The sequence below is a fragment of the Sphingopyxis sp. J-6 genome, assembly GCF_046603995.1.
GTDB lineage: Bacteria > Pseudomonadota > Alphaproteobacteria > Sphingomonadales > Sphingomonadaceae > Sphingopyxis.
On sequence record NZ_CP145810.1, the window covers coordinates 2,118,042 to 2,131,927 of the forward strand.

At 64.6% G+C, this 13,886-nt stretch carries 13 protein-coding genes and 1 tRNA gene; 5 read left to right on the plus strand and 9 right to left on the minus strand.

Annotation, left to right across the window (positions count from 1 at the left end):
* The 5 genes from V6U71_RS10145 to uvrC all read right to left on the minus strand — a co-directional run bounded on the left by V6U71_RS10145 (position 1) and on the right by uvrC (position 5,467).
* Complete coding sequence (locus V6U71_RS10145) at positions 1-1,209, minus strand: trans-sulfuration enzyme family protein (protein ID WP_411342130.1); 1,209 nt, start codon at positions 1,207-1,209, stop codon at positions 1-3.
* A 4-nt stretch (positions 1,210-1,213) separates the two neighbouring features.
* Positions 1,214-2,215, minus strand: a complete 1,002-nt coding sequence (gene leuB, locus V6U71_RS10150; RefSeq protein WP_411342339.1) for a 3-isopropylmalate dehydrogenase — start codon at positions 2,213-2,215, stop codon at positions 1,214-1,216.
* Between the two features lie 93 nt (positions 2,216-2,308).
* Positions 2,309-3,046 (minus strand): DNA repair protein RecO, encoded by a 738-nt coding sequence (recO, locus tag V6U71_RS10155; RefSeq protein ID WP_411342131.1) that lies wholly within the window; start codon positions 3,044-3,046, stop codon positions 2,309-2,311.
* The gene (locus V6U71_RS10160) at positions 3,034-3,426 is read right to left on the minus strand and encodes a PaaI family thioesterase (RefSeq protein ID WP_054727254.1); all 393 of its coding nucleotides are present in this window, start codon (positions 3,424-3,426) and stop codon (positions 3,034-3,036) included. Before V6U71_RS10160 ends, recO begins: the two co-directional genes overlap by 13 nt.
* 106 nt (positions 3,427-3,532) lie before the next feature.
* Positions 3,533-5,467, minus strand: coding sequence for an excinuclease ABC subunit UvrC (gene uvrC, locus V6U71_RS10165; protein WP_411342132.1), 1,935 nt, complete (start codon positions 5,465-5,467; stop codon positions 3,533-3,535).
* Between the two features lie 71 nt (positions 5,468-5,538).
* Between uvrC and V6U71_RS10170 the strand changes: the two genes are divergently transcribed.
* Complete coding sequence (locus tag V6U71_RS10170) at positions 5,539-6,258, plus strand: SDR family oxidoreductase (RefSeq protein ID WP_411342133.1); 720 nt, start codon at positions 5,539-5,541, stop codon at positions 6,256-6,258.
* 135 nt (positions 6,259-6,393) lie between these two features.
* Here the strand turns inward: V6U71_RS10170 and V6U71_RS10175 are convergent, their stop codons facing one another.
* The 3 genes from V6U71_RS10175 to ettA are packed head-to-tail and all read right to left on the minus strand — an operon-like array spanning position 6,394 to position 9,232.
* Positions 6,394-7,056 (minus strand): hypothetical protein, encoded by a 663-nt coding sequence (locus V6U71_RS10175; RefSeq protein WP_411342134.1) that lies wholly within the window; start codon positions 7,054-7,056, stop codon positions 6,394-6,396.
* Between the two features lie 32 nt (positions 7,057-7,088).
* Positions 7,089-7,520 (minus strand): PaaI family thioesterase, encoded by a 432-nt coding sequence (locus V6U71_RS10180; protein ID WP_411342135.1) that lies wholly within the window; start codon positions 7,518-7,520, stop codon positions 7,089-7,091.
* Positions 7,521-7,552: 32 nt separating this feature from the next.
* Positions 7,553-9,232, minus strand: coding sequence for an energy-dependent translational throttle protein EttA (gene ettA / locus V6U71_RS10185; RefSeq protein ID WP_411342136.1), 1,680 nt, complete (start codon positions 9,230-9,232; stop codon positions 7,553-7,555).
* 125 nt (positions 9,233-9,357) lie between these two features.
* Here ettA and V6U71_RS10190 point away from each other — a divergent pair, with 125 nt between their 5' ends.
* From V6U71_RS10190 to V6U71_RS10205, 4 genes are all read left to right on the plus strand, one after another.
* A complete protein-coding gene (locus V6U71_RS10190) occupies positions 9,358-10,776 on the plus strand; it encodes a M28 family peptidase (protein ID WP_411342137.1) in 1,419 nt (472 codons plus the stop codon).
* A 205-nt stretch (positions 10,777-10,981) separates the two neighbouring features.
* Positions 10,982-11,350, plus strand: a complete 369-nt coding sequence (locus V6U71_RS10195; protein ID WP_411342138.1) for a hypothetical protein — start codon at positions 10,982-10,984, stop codon at positions 11,348-11,350.
* A gap of 14 nt (positions 11,351-11,364) precedes the next feature.
* Positions 11,365-11,796: a VOC family protein gene (locus tag V6U71_RS10200; RefSeq protein ID WP_411342139.1), complete on the plus strand. Its 432-nt coding sequence runs from the start codon at positions 11,365-11,367 to the stop codon at positions 11,794-11,796.
* Between the two features lie 37 nt (positions 11,797-11,833).
* Positions 11,834-11,910: transfer RNA gene (locus tag V6U71_RS10205), tRNA-Pro, on the plus strand.
* Between the two features lie 468 nt (positions 11,911-12,378).
* Here V6U71_RS10205 and V6U71_RS10210 read toward each other — a convergent pair.
* Positions 12,379-13,854: a M20 family peptidase gene (locus V6U71_RS10210; protein ID WP_411342140.1), complete on the minus strand. Its 1,476-nt coding sequence runs from the start codon at positions 13,852-13,854 to the stop codon at positions 12,379-12,381.
* Between the last annotated feature and the right edge of the window lie 32 nt (positions 13,855-13,886).

Genomic DNA, 13,886 nt, shown 5'->3' on the forward strand with positions numbered 1-13,886 from the left:
CTAAAGCCCGACCTTGGTCAATGCCTGCTCCAGATCGGCGATGACGTCGCGCGGATCCTCGAGCCCGATATTGATCCGCAGCATGCCCTCGACGACCCCCATGTCGGCGCGCGCCTCGGCGCTGACGCCATAATGGGTCGTCGACGCCGGATGGCAGCAGAGGCTGCGCGAATCGCCGATATTGTTGCTGATGTCGACGAGTTCGAGCGCGTTGAGGAACATCATCGCCTGCTCGCGGCCACCATCGAGGATGAAGGAGAAGATCGGCCCGCAGGCTTCCATCTGGCTTTTCGCCAGATTGTGCTGCGGATGGCTGGCCAGCCCCGGATGCAGCATCCGCGCGACACGGCCTTCGATCGCTTTCCCGACCGCGAGCGCATTTTCGGACTGACGCCGTGCGCGGAGGTCTAACGTTTCGAGCCCCTTGAGCACCACCCACGCATTGAACGGCGACAGGTTCGGTCCGGTGTTGCGCTGAAACGGCAGCAGCACGTCGTTGATGAACTTTTCACTCCCGCACACCGCGCCGGCGAGCACCCGCCCCTGCCCGTCCATCAGCTTCGTTGCCGAATAGGCGACGACATCGGCGCCGAAATCCATCGGCCGCTGGAGCACCGCGGTCGCAAAGGCATTGTCGACGACGCTGGTGATCCCATGCGCCTTCGCCACTCCGCACACATGCTTCATGTCGACGATATCCATCGTCGGATTTGCCGGAGTTTCGAAGAAGAAGACCTTGGTGTTCGGCCGGATCGCCTTTTCCCACGCGTCATTGTCACGCCCGTCGATGACTGTCGTCTCGATCCCGAAGCGCGGGCAAAGATGGTCGACAAGCCAGCGGCACGAGCCGAACGCCGCCTTCGCGGCAACGATATGGTCGCCCGCCGATAGCTGGCACAGCAGGGCGGTCGTCATCGCCGCCATGCCCGTCGCCTGCGCGCGGCATGCTTCGGCGCCTTCCATCAGCGCGATACGTTCCTCGAGCATCGCGACGGTCGGGTTCTGCAACCGCGAATAGGTCATGCCCTGCGCTTCGCCGGCAAAGCGCGCCGCGACCTCTTCGGCACTTTCATAGGTAAAGCCGGAGCTCAGGAAGAGCGCTTCCGACGTCTCACCATGCTCGCTGCGCCACGTCCCGCCGCGCACCGCCTGCGTCGCGGGATGCCAGCTCTTCGTCTTGTTGCGATCGAAACCCGTCGTCTTCTTCATCTCGTCACCCGTTCAAAGCTGCCACGACCGCATCGCCCAGCGCCGCCGTGCCCATAGTACCGCCGAGATCGGCGCCGCGGCATCCATCGGCGAGGACCTTTGCCACTGCCGCCTCGATCCGCGCCGCGCTCGCTTCGTCGTCGCCCGAATGGCGGAGCAGCATCGCGAGCGACAGGATCATCGCTAGCGGATTGGCGATGCCCTTGCCGGCGATGTCGGGTGCGCTGCCGTGGATCGGCTCGTACAGCCCCTGCTTGCCTTCGCTGAGCGAGGCCGAAGCGAGCAAGCCGATCGATCCGACGCACATCGACGCCTGATCGGACAAGATGTCGCCGAACAGATTGCCGGTGACGACGACGTCGAACTGGCCCGGATTGCGGACCAGCTGCATCGCGGCATTGTCGACATACATATGGCTGAGCGCCACATCGGGATATTCGGCCGCGACCTCGATCACCACATCTCGCCAGAGCTGTGAGGTTTCGAGGACATTGGCCTTGTCGACCGAGCACAGCCGCTTCGCCCGCCCCTGCGCGGCGCGGAAGGCGACATGCGCGATGCGCCGCACTTCGCTCTCGCTGTACGACATGATGTCATAACCCTCGCGCTCGCCGCTCGCGGTCTTGCGCGTGCCCTTTTCGCCGAAATAGACGTCGCCGTTGAGTTCGCGGACGATCAGCAGGTCGATCGCCGAGGCAACCTCGGGACGCAGCGCCGAGCTGTCTTCGAGACCGGCAAACAGCTTCGCCGGGCGAAGATTGGCGAACAGGCCGAGTTCGGAGCGCAGGCCGAGGATCGCCTGTTCGGGACGCAGATGGCGCTCGACATTGTCGAAACGCGGGTCGCCGACCGCGCCGAACAGGATGCCGTCGGCCGCCTTGGCCTTTGCCAGCGTTTCCGCCGGCAGCGGATGACCAGTCGCTGCATAGGCCGCCCCGCCGACCAGTGCGCGATCAAGCGTTACCGGCAGCGCCAGCGCTGCAAGGACCTTTTCGGCCTCCGCCATGATTTCCGGACCAATGCCGTCCCCGGCCAGCAACAGGATATTCAACGCTTCGCCCTTTCGTATCTCGCCAGCCGCTTAGGGAGCGACGGCGAGTCACGCAACCGCCCTGTTGAGGCGGTTGATCAAACGTGCCCTTACGGCAAGCAGGTCGCGGTTGCGGCCTTCGAGCAAATCGCGGTCGAGAAAGAGGCCCGTAATGATCAGGCCATCGATCACATCGGCGAGCGACGGAGCAGCATCCGCGCCGCGCAAAAAGGGCGGCAGGCGGAGCAGCCTTTGTTCATAACCGGCCGCTGCGCCGACACTCACCGCCCCGCCCGACTTCGGGCTGACGAACGCCAGATTATCGGCTGTACCGGTCACCACGCATTCGTCGAGATTGAGCCCGAAACCGAGTTCGGCGAGCAGCAGCAGTTCGTATCGCGCCAGCGCCGCCGCCCATTGCCGCGCCGACGCCGCGACGCCGATCGCGTCGAGCACCGCCGACAATGCCGCGTAAAGCGCCGGATAAGGCTGGCTTTCGGGAAGGATCGCCGCCGTCACGCTGGTCAGCCAGTCGATCGCCGCCGCCGCCAGCGGCTCGGCGAGCAGCGGCGCCCGGCTCGCAAGCAGCTCCGCCGTTGCGCCGGCCAGTTGCTCCTCGGTCCGCGCGCGCAATTCGAGCGCGACCAGATTGCCCGGCACCAGAATCGGCCGCACCCGCCGCGACCGTCCGCCGCGCACATAGCCCGCAACCAGCCCCGCCTCGGCGGTCAGCGCCCGCACGATCGCGCCATGCTCGCCATGAGTGCGCACCGCGCAAACGATGGCTTCGGCGGTCAGGCTGGCCAAAGCACCATCTGCGTTTGCGTCACCAGCGCGACCTCGGCGCCCTCTTCGGTACGGATGCGCGTCTGCCATACCGACACGCGCTTGCCGATTTTCACCGGCGTCGCTTCACCGACCAGCATCGCGCCCACCGGCCCGGCGCCAAGGAAATTGGTCTTGCTCTCGATCGTCGTTGTGCCGCTCGCGCCCTCGGGCAGGGTCAGGAAGGCGCCGACCGCGCCGAGGCAGTCGGCAAAGGCCATGATCGCGCCGCCATGGACGATGTTGCCCGCGGTGCAGATTTCGGGCTGCACCAGCAGCTTGCCGGCGACGCGTTCCTTGCTGCCTTCGTGGATCATCACCCCCAGCGTTCCCGCCAGCGGCATCATCGCCGCGAAATCCATGGCCATTCCTCTTCTATTTCGTCATCCCGGCGAAGGCCGGGATCTCACCCTATCATCATTTCGCACCGTCGAGATTCCGGCCTTCGCCGGAATGACGAAAAATTGGTCAGCTCCCCGGATGATAGAAATCATAGACCGCCTGCGCGACCGCCGCGCTGACCCCCGGGGCCTTGCGCAGATCTTCGAGGCTGGCGTTGCGGACGGCACGCCCGGTGCCGAAATGCATCAGCAGCGCCTTCTTGCGCGACGGCCCGATCCCCGGCACCTCGTCGAGCGGCGACGAGCCCATCGCCTTCGCGCGCTTCTGCCGATGCGCGCCGATCGCGAAACGATGCGCCTCGTCGCGCAGCCGCTGGATGTAGAAAAGCACCGCATTGTTCGGCGGCAGGGTGAATTCGCGCCCGTCGGGGTGGTAAAAGGTCTCGCGTCCTGCGTTGCGGTCGGGGCCCTTGGCGACGCCGATGTAGGGCAGATCGTCGATCCCCAGTTCGGCAAACACCGCCGACACCGCCGATACCTGCCCCTTGCCGCCGTCGATCAGCACCAGATCGGGCCATTCGCCCTTCGTCCGCTCGGGGTCTTCCTCGATCGCACGCGCAAAGCGGCGCTGGAACACTTCGCGCATCATCGCGAAATCGTCGCCCGGTTGCGTCTCGGCGCGCTTGATATTGAACTTGCGGTACGCGCCCTTGATCCAGCCCTCCGGTCCGGCAACGACCATCGCGCCGAGCGCATTGGTGCCCTGGATATGGCTGTTGTCGTAGATTTCGATGCGCTGTGGCGGCTCGTCGAGATCGAACAGGTCGGCGAGTTCGCGCCCCAGCTTCGCCTGCGAGCTGCTTTCCGCGAGCCGCCGGTCGAGTTCTTCACCCGCGTTGCGGACAGCCTGTTCAAGCAGACGACGACGGTTGCCACGCTGCGGCACGCTGATCTCGATCTTGCGCTCGGCCACCGCGCCCAGCGCCTCCGCCAGCAACGCGCATTCGGCGGGTTCGCGGTCGACGAGGATCAGTTTCGGCGGCGGGACGCCCTCGTAAAACTGCATCAGGAAGCTTTCGAGCACCTCTTCCTCGGGCACACCCGACACGTGCGCGGGGAAGAAACTGCGATGCCCCCAATTCTGCCCGCCGCGGATGAAGAAGCCCGCGATACAGAGCTGCCCACCCTTCGCCGCCAGCGCAAACACATCGGCATCGCCGAGGCCATCGGCGTGGACCGACTGGCTGCCCTGAATGAAGGTCAGCGACTTCAGCCGGTCGCGCAGTACCGCGGCCTGTTCATAGTCCATCGCTTCGGCCGCTTGCGTCATGGCGTCGCCGAGCCGCTTCTGGACGGCGGTCGAGCGGCCTTCGAGGAAATCCTGCGCATCGCTCACCAGCCCGGCATAATCCTCCTTCGAGATGCGATCGACGCACGGCGCCGAACAGCGGCGGATCTGGTAAAGCAGGCACGGCCGCGAGCGGTTGGCGAAGAAGCTGTCGGTACAGCTGCGCAGCAGAAAGGTCTTTTGCAGCGCGTTGAGCGTCCGCGCCACCGACCCCGCGCTCGCGAACGGTCCGTAATAGCGTCCCTTGGCGCGCCGCGCCCCGCGATGCTTCTGCACGCGCGGAAAGTCGTGATCCATGCGCAGCAGGATGAACGGAAAGCTTTTGTCGTCGCGCAGCAGGACATTGTACGGCGGGCGATAGCGCTTGATCAGTTGCGCCTCGAGCAACAGCGCCTCGGCCTCGCTCGTCGTCGTGATGATCTCCATAGCGCGCGTCTGCGACACCATGCGCTGCAACCGCTGCGGCAGTTTGGCGACCTGCGTATAGTTGGTGACGCGGTTTTTCAGCGCCCGCGCCTTGCCCACGTACAGCACGTCGCCGCGCGCATCGAGCATGCGATAGACGCCGGGCCGCACCGGCAATTTGCGCACGACGCTACGGATCGCCTCGGCGCCGCGTTCAAGGTCGGGCTTGTCGCCCTCCTCGCCGCCGCCGCGGACGACATAGGTCGCTTTCTCTTCGTTGAATCGGTCGGGAGCATTCGGGCGAACCATGATTTTGCATGTAGGCGAAGGCGATCCGCCTCGCCATAGTGTCGGAGGTAAAACGACATAGGAGGGGTCTTATGGATGTTCGCGGCAAGCTGGCGCTCGTAACGGGCGGCAGCGACGGAATCGGGCGCGAAATCGCGCTGCAACTGCAGGCCGCGGGCGCGCAGGTGATCGTCACCGGGCGCTCGGTGGAAAAATTGCAGGCGATGGCGGCGCTGGGTTTCGAGACGGTCGCCGGCGACCTGTCGACGCCCGCCGGGGTCGATGCGGTCGTCGATGGCGTCGCGGGCAAGCCGCTCGCCCTCCTCGTCAACAACGCCGGGGTCGGCAGCGAATATGAACTCGACGATCCAGCCTCGCTTGCCAGCGCCGCAGAGTGCATCCGTACCAATCTCGACGCGCCGGTCGCGCTTTGCACGCGGCTGTTGCCGACCCTGCGCGCGCAGCCCGAAGCCGCCATCATCAACGTCACCTCGGGCCTTGCCATCGCGCCGCGTGCAGGCGGTTCGATCTATTGCGCGACCAAGGCAGGCCTCCGCAGCTATACGCAGGCGATCCGCCACCTGCTCAAGGACGGCAACGTCCGCGTCATCGAGGCGCTGCCGCCGGTCGTCGAAACCAACATGACCGCCGCACGCGCCGGCAAGAAGATGAGCGCGCATGATTGCGCGGCCGAGATCGTCCACGGCATCCGCACCGGCAAGCGCGAGGTCAACGCCGGGATGGTGAAGCTGCTCCAGTTCGTCCACAGCATATCGCCGGCGCTTGCTCGGCGGATCATGATCCAGTTCTGACCGGGGACTTTTGGCTCAACCCACCTTCGTCATCCCGGACTTGATCCGGGATCCATGACTACGGCAGTTGCCTGGATCCCGGATCAAGTCCGGGATGACGGAGAAGGAGAAGGCTGAGATCGGCCGAAATCGACCTCAATCGCCGATCATATAATCGGCGATGCCATAGCAATGGCTCGCCTGATACGCGTTCCGACCCCGGTTCATGTGCGTCAGATTGAACCTCCGGATGGCACGCAGCACTCGATCGGAGCCCATGAAGCGGCGGGTCGATGCGGCGCCACGCACGTTGACGATGAATATATCGGCGCCACGCGGAAAATAATGGCTCACATCCTCGGGCGCCGCGACGACCCCCTCCAGAAACGCCTCGTCGAGACGGTCCTGCATCACCGAGCCGTCATCGGTGAAATCCGACAGGTGGACGATGAAGCGCGATCGGACGCCTTCGCCGTCCGCATAGAGGGTGAACAGTTCCATCCAGCTCGCATTGACGCGGACCAAGGGCTTGTCGGAGGTCGAGGGCAGGCACGAAACCGACCAATATTCGCGTTCGGTCCGGCGCGGCATCGGGATGCAAGTCGCGCCATAGCGGCCGAGAATGTCCAGAACCTCCTGCGCCTGCGGGCGCCGCAGCAGCTTTTCGACCCGCGCGGCATATTTGAACCGTTGTTCGAGCGACTCCGAACGCGCATCGGCATCGCCCAGATCGGCTTTGCCCTCGATCCAGTCCTGCTGCTCGTCGAGACCCAGAAACTGGCGCAGACCGGTGGCGCCGCGGTGTGCTTTGTTGCTCATGCCCGATACCTAGCAGGTCCGGGGCCACACTGTCAGGGAATCGCGTAAGTGACGTTCGCCTGACCCACCGGCTTGTCGGCGTCGTCGGTCCAGATGCGGATATCCATCACCGCGAGCCGCTTGCCGAGCCGCAACAGATGCGCGTCGGCAAACAGCGGTCCGGGACGGCACGGCCGCAGGAACTGGTAATTGAGCGCGCTGGTCACCGCCATTGCAACCGGACCGATATGCGCGAGGACGAGCGCATAGGCGGCCATGTCGGCAAAACCCATCTGCGTCGGCCCCGAGATCAGCCCGCCGGGGCGCAGCGCCTTGTCGGTGGGATCGAGCCGCGCCCGGATATGCCCCGGAGCGGCCGACACGACGTGACCGCGCGAGCCGGGTTCCGACTGCGGGAAGGCCTCCGCCATAAAGGCGTTGAGCGCGTCCGCATCCAGGCGGATCGCGCCCGACGATATGGGCACCGAGGTCGGAGCCGCCTCCCCCGCCATCGAGATCAGCGCGTCAGCTTCTTGTACGACGTCGCGTGCGGGCGCGTCGCATCGTCGCCGAGGCGGCGGATCTTGTCCTCCTCATAGGATTCGAAATTGCCTTCGAACCATTCGACATGGCTGTCGCCCTCGAACGCGAGGATGTGCGTCGCGAGGCGGTCGAGGAAGAAGCGGTCGTGGCTGATGACCACCGCGCAACCCGCGAAATTTTCGAGCGCTTCCTCGAGCGCCGCGAGCGTTTCGGTGTCGAGGTCGTTGGTCGGTTCGTCGAGCAGCAACACGTTGCCGCCCTGCTTCAGCATCTTTGCCATATGGACGCGGTTGCGCTCACCGCCCGACAGCTGGCCGACCTTCTTCTGCTGGTCGACGCCCTTGAAGTTGAAGGCGCCCACATAGGCGCGCGTCTGCATCTCGTGCTTGCCGATGTTCATCAGCTCGTGCCCGCCGGAGATTTCCTGCCAAACATTATTGTCGGGCTTCAAATCGTCGCGGCTCTGGTCGACGAAGCCGAGGCGGACGGTGTCGCCGATCGTCACCTTGCCGCTGTCGGGGGTTTCCTGTCCGGTGATCAGCTTGAACAGCGTCGATTTACCCGCGCCGTTCGGCCCGATCACGCCGACGATGCCGCCGGGCGGGAGCGAAAAGTTGAGGTTTTCGAAGAGCAGCTTGTCGCCATAGGCTTTCGAGATGCCCTCGACCTCGATGACCTTGCCGCCGAGACGCTCGGGAACCTGAATGACGATCTGTGCTTTGCCCGGGATGCGCTTTTCCTGTGCCTCGACGAGCTGGTCGAAGCTCTTGATACGCGCCTTCGACTTGGCCTGCCGGGCCTTGGGCGACTGCCGGATCCACTCGAGCTCGTCCTTGATCGCCTTCTGGCGGCCGGCGTCCTCGCGCGCTTCCTGTTCGAGGCGCTTGCCCTTCTTTTCGAGGTAGGTCGAATAATTGCCTTCGTAGACGAAATAGCGGCCGCGATCGAGTTCGAGGATCCAGTTCACGACATTGTCGAGGAAATAACGATCGTGGGTGACGAGGATGACGTTGCCCGGATAGTCGACGAGATGCTTTTCGAGCCAGGCGACGCTTTCCGCGTCGAGGTGGTTGGTCGGTTCGTCGAGCAGCAGGATCGAGGGTTTTTCGAGCAGCAGGCGGGTGAGCGCGATGCGGCGCTTTTCGCCGCCTGACAGATTCTCGACGCTCCAGTCGCCCGGCGGGCAGCGGAGGGCCTCCATCGCGATTTCGAGCTGGTTGTCGAGCGTCCAGCCGTCGACCGCGTCGATTTTTTCCTGAAGCGTGCCCATTTCTTCCATGAGCGCCTCGAAATCGGCATCTTCGGGCGGATCGGCCATCAGCGTGCTGATCTCGTTGAAGCGGTCCATCATGTCGGCGACGCCGCGGACGCCGTCCATGACATTTTCCTTGACCGTCTTGGCCGGATCGAGCTCGGGCTCCTGCGCCAGATAACCAACGGTGATCCCCTCACCCGGCCAGGCTTCTCCCGTGAACTCGGTATCGATGCCTGCCATGATTTTCATCAGCGTCGACTTACCCGTGCCGTTCGGTCCGACGATGCCGATCTTGGCATCGGGATAGAATTGCAGGCTGAGATCCTTCAGCGTCGGCTTCTGCGCGCCGGGATAGGTCTTGTTCAGACCCTTCATCACGAAACTATATTGGGCGGCCATGGAAATGCTCCGGTATGGGCTGGGCCACAGATGCGCGGCCGGAAGAGTTGGGCGCCGGTTAGCGAATGGGCGCGGGCTTGGCAATCGGCGCTTGCGCCCGCGGGTCGGGCCGTTACGACAGCGGCATGAAAACTATGCCTTCCTTTGCCCGCCTTGCCGGGATTACCGCCCTTCTCTTGACCACCGCCAGCGCTTCCGCCTCGCTTCCGCCGCCAACGACAGCGGTCGATCTGGCGCAGCGCGGCGACGACATCGCATGGTCCATCACCGAGGATCTGACGACCGAGATCGGCCCGCGCATGGCCGGCACCGAGGCGGAAGCCGCGGCGCGGCGCTGGGCCGTCGCGCGGCTGCAATCGATAGGTTTCGCCAACGTCCGCGAAGAGCAGTTCGATATGCCGGTCTGGGTCCGCGGCGCGGAAGAAGCGTCGTTGATCGGCCCTTTCCTGCCCCAGAAGCTGGCGATCGCCGCGCTCGGCAACAGCGCTTCGACCGGACCGAAGGGAATCGAAGGTGAGATCGCCTATTTCGCGACCTATGACGAGCTGGTCGCCGCCCCTTCCGGGCGAGTAAAAGGCAAGATCGTCTTCATCGACCATCAGATGAAGGCGGCGCAGGATGGCAGCGGCTATGGCCAATATGGCCGGGCGCGCTTTACGGGCGCCAATGTCGCGGCGAAGAAGGGCGCGGTCGCAGTCGTGATCCGCTCGATCGGCACCGACAGCCACCGGGTGCCGCACACCGGCGGGACCAATTTCGAGGCGGGCGTGACGCCGATCCCCGCCGGCGCCCTGTCGAACCCCGACGCCGACCAGTTGGTACGGCAATGGCAGCGCGCGCAGCGCCTCATCCCCAACTCCGCCACCGCGAATGACGATGCAGAGCCGCTTCGCATGAAGCTGGTCCTGACACCGCAGAACCTCGGCACGAAACATTCGGGCAATGTCATCGCCGAAGTAGCGGGCAGCGATCCTGCTGCGAGCCCGGTCATCATCGCCTGCCATCTCGATAGCTGGGACCAGGGCACCGGCGCGATCGACGATGCTGCGGGCTGCGGCATCATTACCGCCGCCGCGAAACATGTGATGAGCGCCGGCCAGCCGCGCCGTACGATCCGACTGCTGTGGGCGGGCGCCGAAGAGGTCGGCGTGTTCGGCGGCAAGGCCTATTTCGAGGCGCACGGGAAAGAAAAACACGCGGTGGCGATGGAATCCGATTTCGGCGCCGACCGGATTTGGCGGGTCGACTTCAAGCTGCCCGACAGCGCCAAGGAGCTCTCGCATCGCATCGCCCTCGCCGTCGCACCGTTCGGGGTCACCCTCGGCCAGCATCCCGCCGGCGGCGGCGCCGATGTCGGCGCCCTGATCGCGGCGGGCGTCCCCGCGATCGACCTGCAACAGGATGGCACACGTTACTTCGACCTGCACCACACGCCCGACGACACGCTCGACAAGGTCGATCCCGCCCAATTGCGGCAGAATGTCGTGGTCTGGACGGCAGTTTTGGCGATTCTCGCCAACAGCAGCGATGCCGAGTTGCCATGAACGTTTCAACTAAATGACAGAATTCCGAGCCCGCCAGCCATCTCAATTATTTTTGTTGACGATTCATGCGGAACGGCTAAATCCCGCCGCTCGCGGTACGGGAAGTTTTCCCGGACGCGGAAAGGCATTTTAGGGAGCCCACACATCATGAAGAAGTTTGCTGCTATCGCCGTTGCTGCCAGCATGTTCGCCCTCGCCGCTTGCGGTGAAAAGGCTGCTGAAGAAGCCACCACCGACGCCCCGGCTGCTGAAGCTGTTGCGGAAGAAGGCGCTGACGCCGCTGCTGCTGGCGCCGACGCCGCCGCTGCTGGTGCCGACGCTGCCGCTGCTGGCGCCGACGCTGCTGCCGCTCCGGCCGCTGACGCCGCTGCTGCTCCGGCCGCTGACGCTGCCGCTCCGGCTGCTGACGCCAAGGCTGCTGCTCCGGCTGAAGAAAAGAAGTAAGTCGCAGCCCTTCGGGGCAATGACTGAAACGAAAAGGGACGGCCTTCCTTCGGGAAGGCCGTCTTTTTTTGTTTGGCTTCCGCCATCCGGAACGGTCGGGCGCCGCCATGCGTCCATCCAGCGAGCATGAGGATGGAGATGCGCATGTCCGAAACCACGATCCCCTTCACGATGGCGGGCCTCGACCATGTCGTCCTGCGCGTTTCCGATCTGCCGACGATGCTCGATTTCTATCATGACGTGCTGGGATGCAGCGACGAGCGCACGCAGGCCGAAATCGGGCTGTTCCAGCTCCGCGCCGGGCGCTCGCTGATCGATCTGGTGACGATCGACGGCAAGCTGGGCGCCGCCAGCGGCGCCGCGCCGGGCCGCGAGGGCCGCAACCTCGACCATTTCGCCCTCGCTATCCATCCATTCGACGAAAATGCGCTCCGCGCGCATCTCTCCCGTCATGGTGTCGCGATCGAGCAGTCGGGGCCGCGTTACGGCGCCGAAGGCGAAGGTCCGTCGGTCTATTTCCGCGATCCCGAAGGAAATCTGATCGAACTCAAGGGCCCCGCCGAGCACAGCGTATAGACTTGCCCTTCGACGCCGTCTAAGGCGCCCACGGCGTCGGGGAGTGGCGCAGCCCGGTAGCGCGCTTGCTTTGGGAGCAAGATGTCGCAGGTTCGAATCCTGTCTCCCCGACCACTTCCCGCCATTTTCGGCATATTGCCGATTTACATCGCAGCGATGGCACGAAACGACGCGCGGAGGTGCGCAAATTGCGGTCCGACATCGACACGGCTTTTTGCGAAACGGGCCTTGATCCACGGCCGCCGATCGAAAAAGTAACCGCTACATACTGCCCAATTATCAATGGCGCGGCATGATCAGGCAAAACAGAGCATAATGCACAGGAAGGGCTGCCAAGATTCGTCTGGAGTTCTGACATGCCACAAGAAATCTCTCCCGATAGCGAATATCAATGGAGCCCGCGTTTCATCGCTTTTCCCCGCGTCGCTATTTTCATCGCCGGTGGCGAAAGCCAGTTTCGTTTGATCTTGCCTGGCCGGTATCTCGCGCGACGATCAAAGACGCTCGGAAGATGGATTTACCGGCGGCTCCACACCGTCCGCGGGCTTGACGACTAGCTGTCGCGCATCGCTCCCTCCGTGGTCATCCTGCCGACGTCGCGATCAATCGCGCGTAATAATCGATCATGCGGCGAAAGCTGTCGATCGTCATATGTTCGTTGGTGCCGTGGATCATCGCGGTTTCCTTGAGCGTGAAGTGCATCGGCATGAAGCGGTACACATCGTCAGAAATCGGCTCCATGCTGCGGCTGTCGGTTGCCGCGACGACGAGATAGGGCGAAACCACGGCGTCGGGCGCATCGGCGCGCGCCGCCGCGACGACATATTTCCAGCCCGGCGAGCTGCTCGACGACACGCGCGAAGGCTCGTTCGGCGGTTTGACCCAGCTGAGGTCGACCGGTGCGTCGCCGACCGCGGCCTTGGCGCGCGCCATGACGTCGGCCGAGCTGTTCCACGGCGCGATACGATAGTTGATCAGCGCCGAAGCCGATTGCGGCAGCACATTCTCCTTCGGGCTCCCCTGCAACATCGTCGGCGCGATGGTCGTGTGGAAGGCGGCCGCCGACGAGGGGGAACCCGCCACCTCGCGCTTGACGAGCGAGCCGAGCAGCCACTGGTTGGCGACCGCCATCTTGGTCGTGCCACCCTTGTGCGCCGCCAGCGCGTCGATCATCGCCGCGCCGGGGCCGCGCATCTCGATCGGGAAAGGTTTCTCGGTGATCGCCAGCACCGCACGCGCAAGCGTCGTCACCCCCGTTTCCGGTGGCGGCATCGAACTGTGCCCGCCGGGAGCGTTGGCGGTGACCTTGAGCGTCGCATAGCCCTTTTCGGCGACGCCGATCAGGATCGCCGGGCCATTGATCACCGGCGTATCGCGCAGCACGACGCTACCCTCGTCGAGTGTGAACAGCGCGCGGACGCCGTCGGCCTTGAGCTTCGTCGCCGCCGCGACCGCGCCCGATCCGCCAGCTTCCTCATCATGCCCCGAAACCAGATAGATGCCGCGTTTCGGCTTGAAACCCTGCACCGCCAGCGCCTCCAGCGCCTCGAACAGGCCGATCAGCGATCCCTTGTCGTCGACCGTACCGCGGCCCCACACCGCATTTTCCGCAATCGTCCCGGCGAAAGGCGGGTATTTCCAGTCGCCCTCGGTGCCTTCGGTGACCGGGACGACATCCTGATGCGCCATCACGATGATCGGCTTCGCCGCCGGATCGCTGCCCGGCCAGTGATAGATGAGCGTCCGGTTCGGCAGGATGGTGCGCGTCATCGCGCGATGCATCGCCGGATAGGTCTTCGCCAACCAGCCATGCAGCCGGTCCCATTCGGCAATCTCGTTTTCGGCGGGATCCTGATGCGAGATCGTGCGGATCTGCGCCGCCGCGCTGAGATGGGCGACGGCGGCATCAAGATCATAGGGCGGCGCGGCGGCAAGGCGGATGTCGCTGCCGTCGGCGATATCCTTGGGCGCAAAGCCTGCCGTCCGGACCGCGACCGTTCCCGCGGCCAGTGCCAGCACCGCAAGACCGCCCAGGATGATGATCCGCCGTTTCGCCATATTCGCTTCCCCTCCGCCATCTGCGGCCAATG

Coding starts and splice junctions, on each gene's coding strand:
- V6U71_RS10200 (WP_411342139.1), top strand. CDS start 11,365: ATGTCCGAAACCACGATCCCCTTCACGATGGCGGGCCTCGACCATGTC.
- V6U71_RS10160 (WP_054727254.1), bottom strand. CDS start 3,426: ATGGATTTCGCGGCGATGATGCCGCTGGCGGGAACGCTGGGGGTGATG.
- V6U71_RS10175 (WP_411342134.1), bottom strand. CDS start 7,056: ATGAGCAACAAAGCACACCGCGGCGCCACCGGTCTGCGCCAGTTTCTG.
- ettA (WP_411342136.1), bottom strand. CDS start 9,232: ATGGCCGCCCAATATAGTTTCGTGATGAAGGGTCTGAACAAGACCTAT.
- V6U71_RS10210 (WP_411342140.1), bottom strand. CDS start 13,854: ATGGCGAAACGGCGGATCATCATCCTGGGCGGTCTTGCGGTGCTGGCA.
- V6U71_RS10190 (WP_411342137.1), top strand. CDS start 9,358: ATGAAAACTATGCCTTCCTTTGCCCGCCTTGCCGGGATTACCGCCCTT.
- leuB (WP_411342339.1), bottom strand. CDS start 2,215: ATGGCGGAGGCCGAAAAGGTCCTTGCAGCGCTGGCGCTGCCGGTAACG.
- uvrC (WP_411342132.1), bottom strand. CDS start 5,467: ATGGTTCGCCCGAATGCTCCCGACCGATTCAACGAAGAGAAAGCGACC.
- V6U71_RS10145 (WP_411342130.1), bottom strand. CDS start 1,209: ATGAAGAAGACGACGGGTTTCGATCGCAACAAGACGAAGAGCTGGCAT.
- V6U71_RS10170 (WP_411342133.1), top strand. CDS start 5,539: ATGGATGTTCGCGGCAAGCTGGCGCTCGTAACGGGCGGCAGCGACGGA.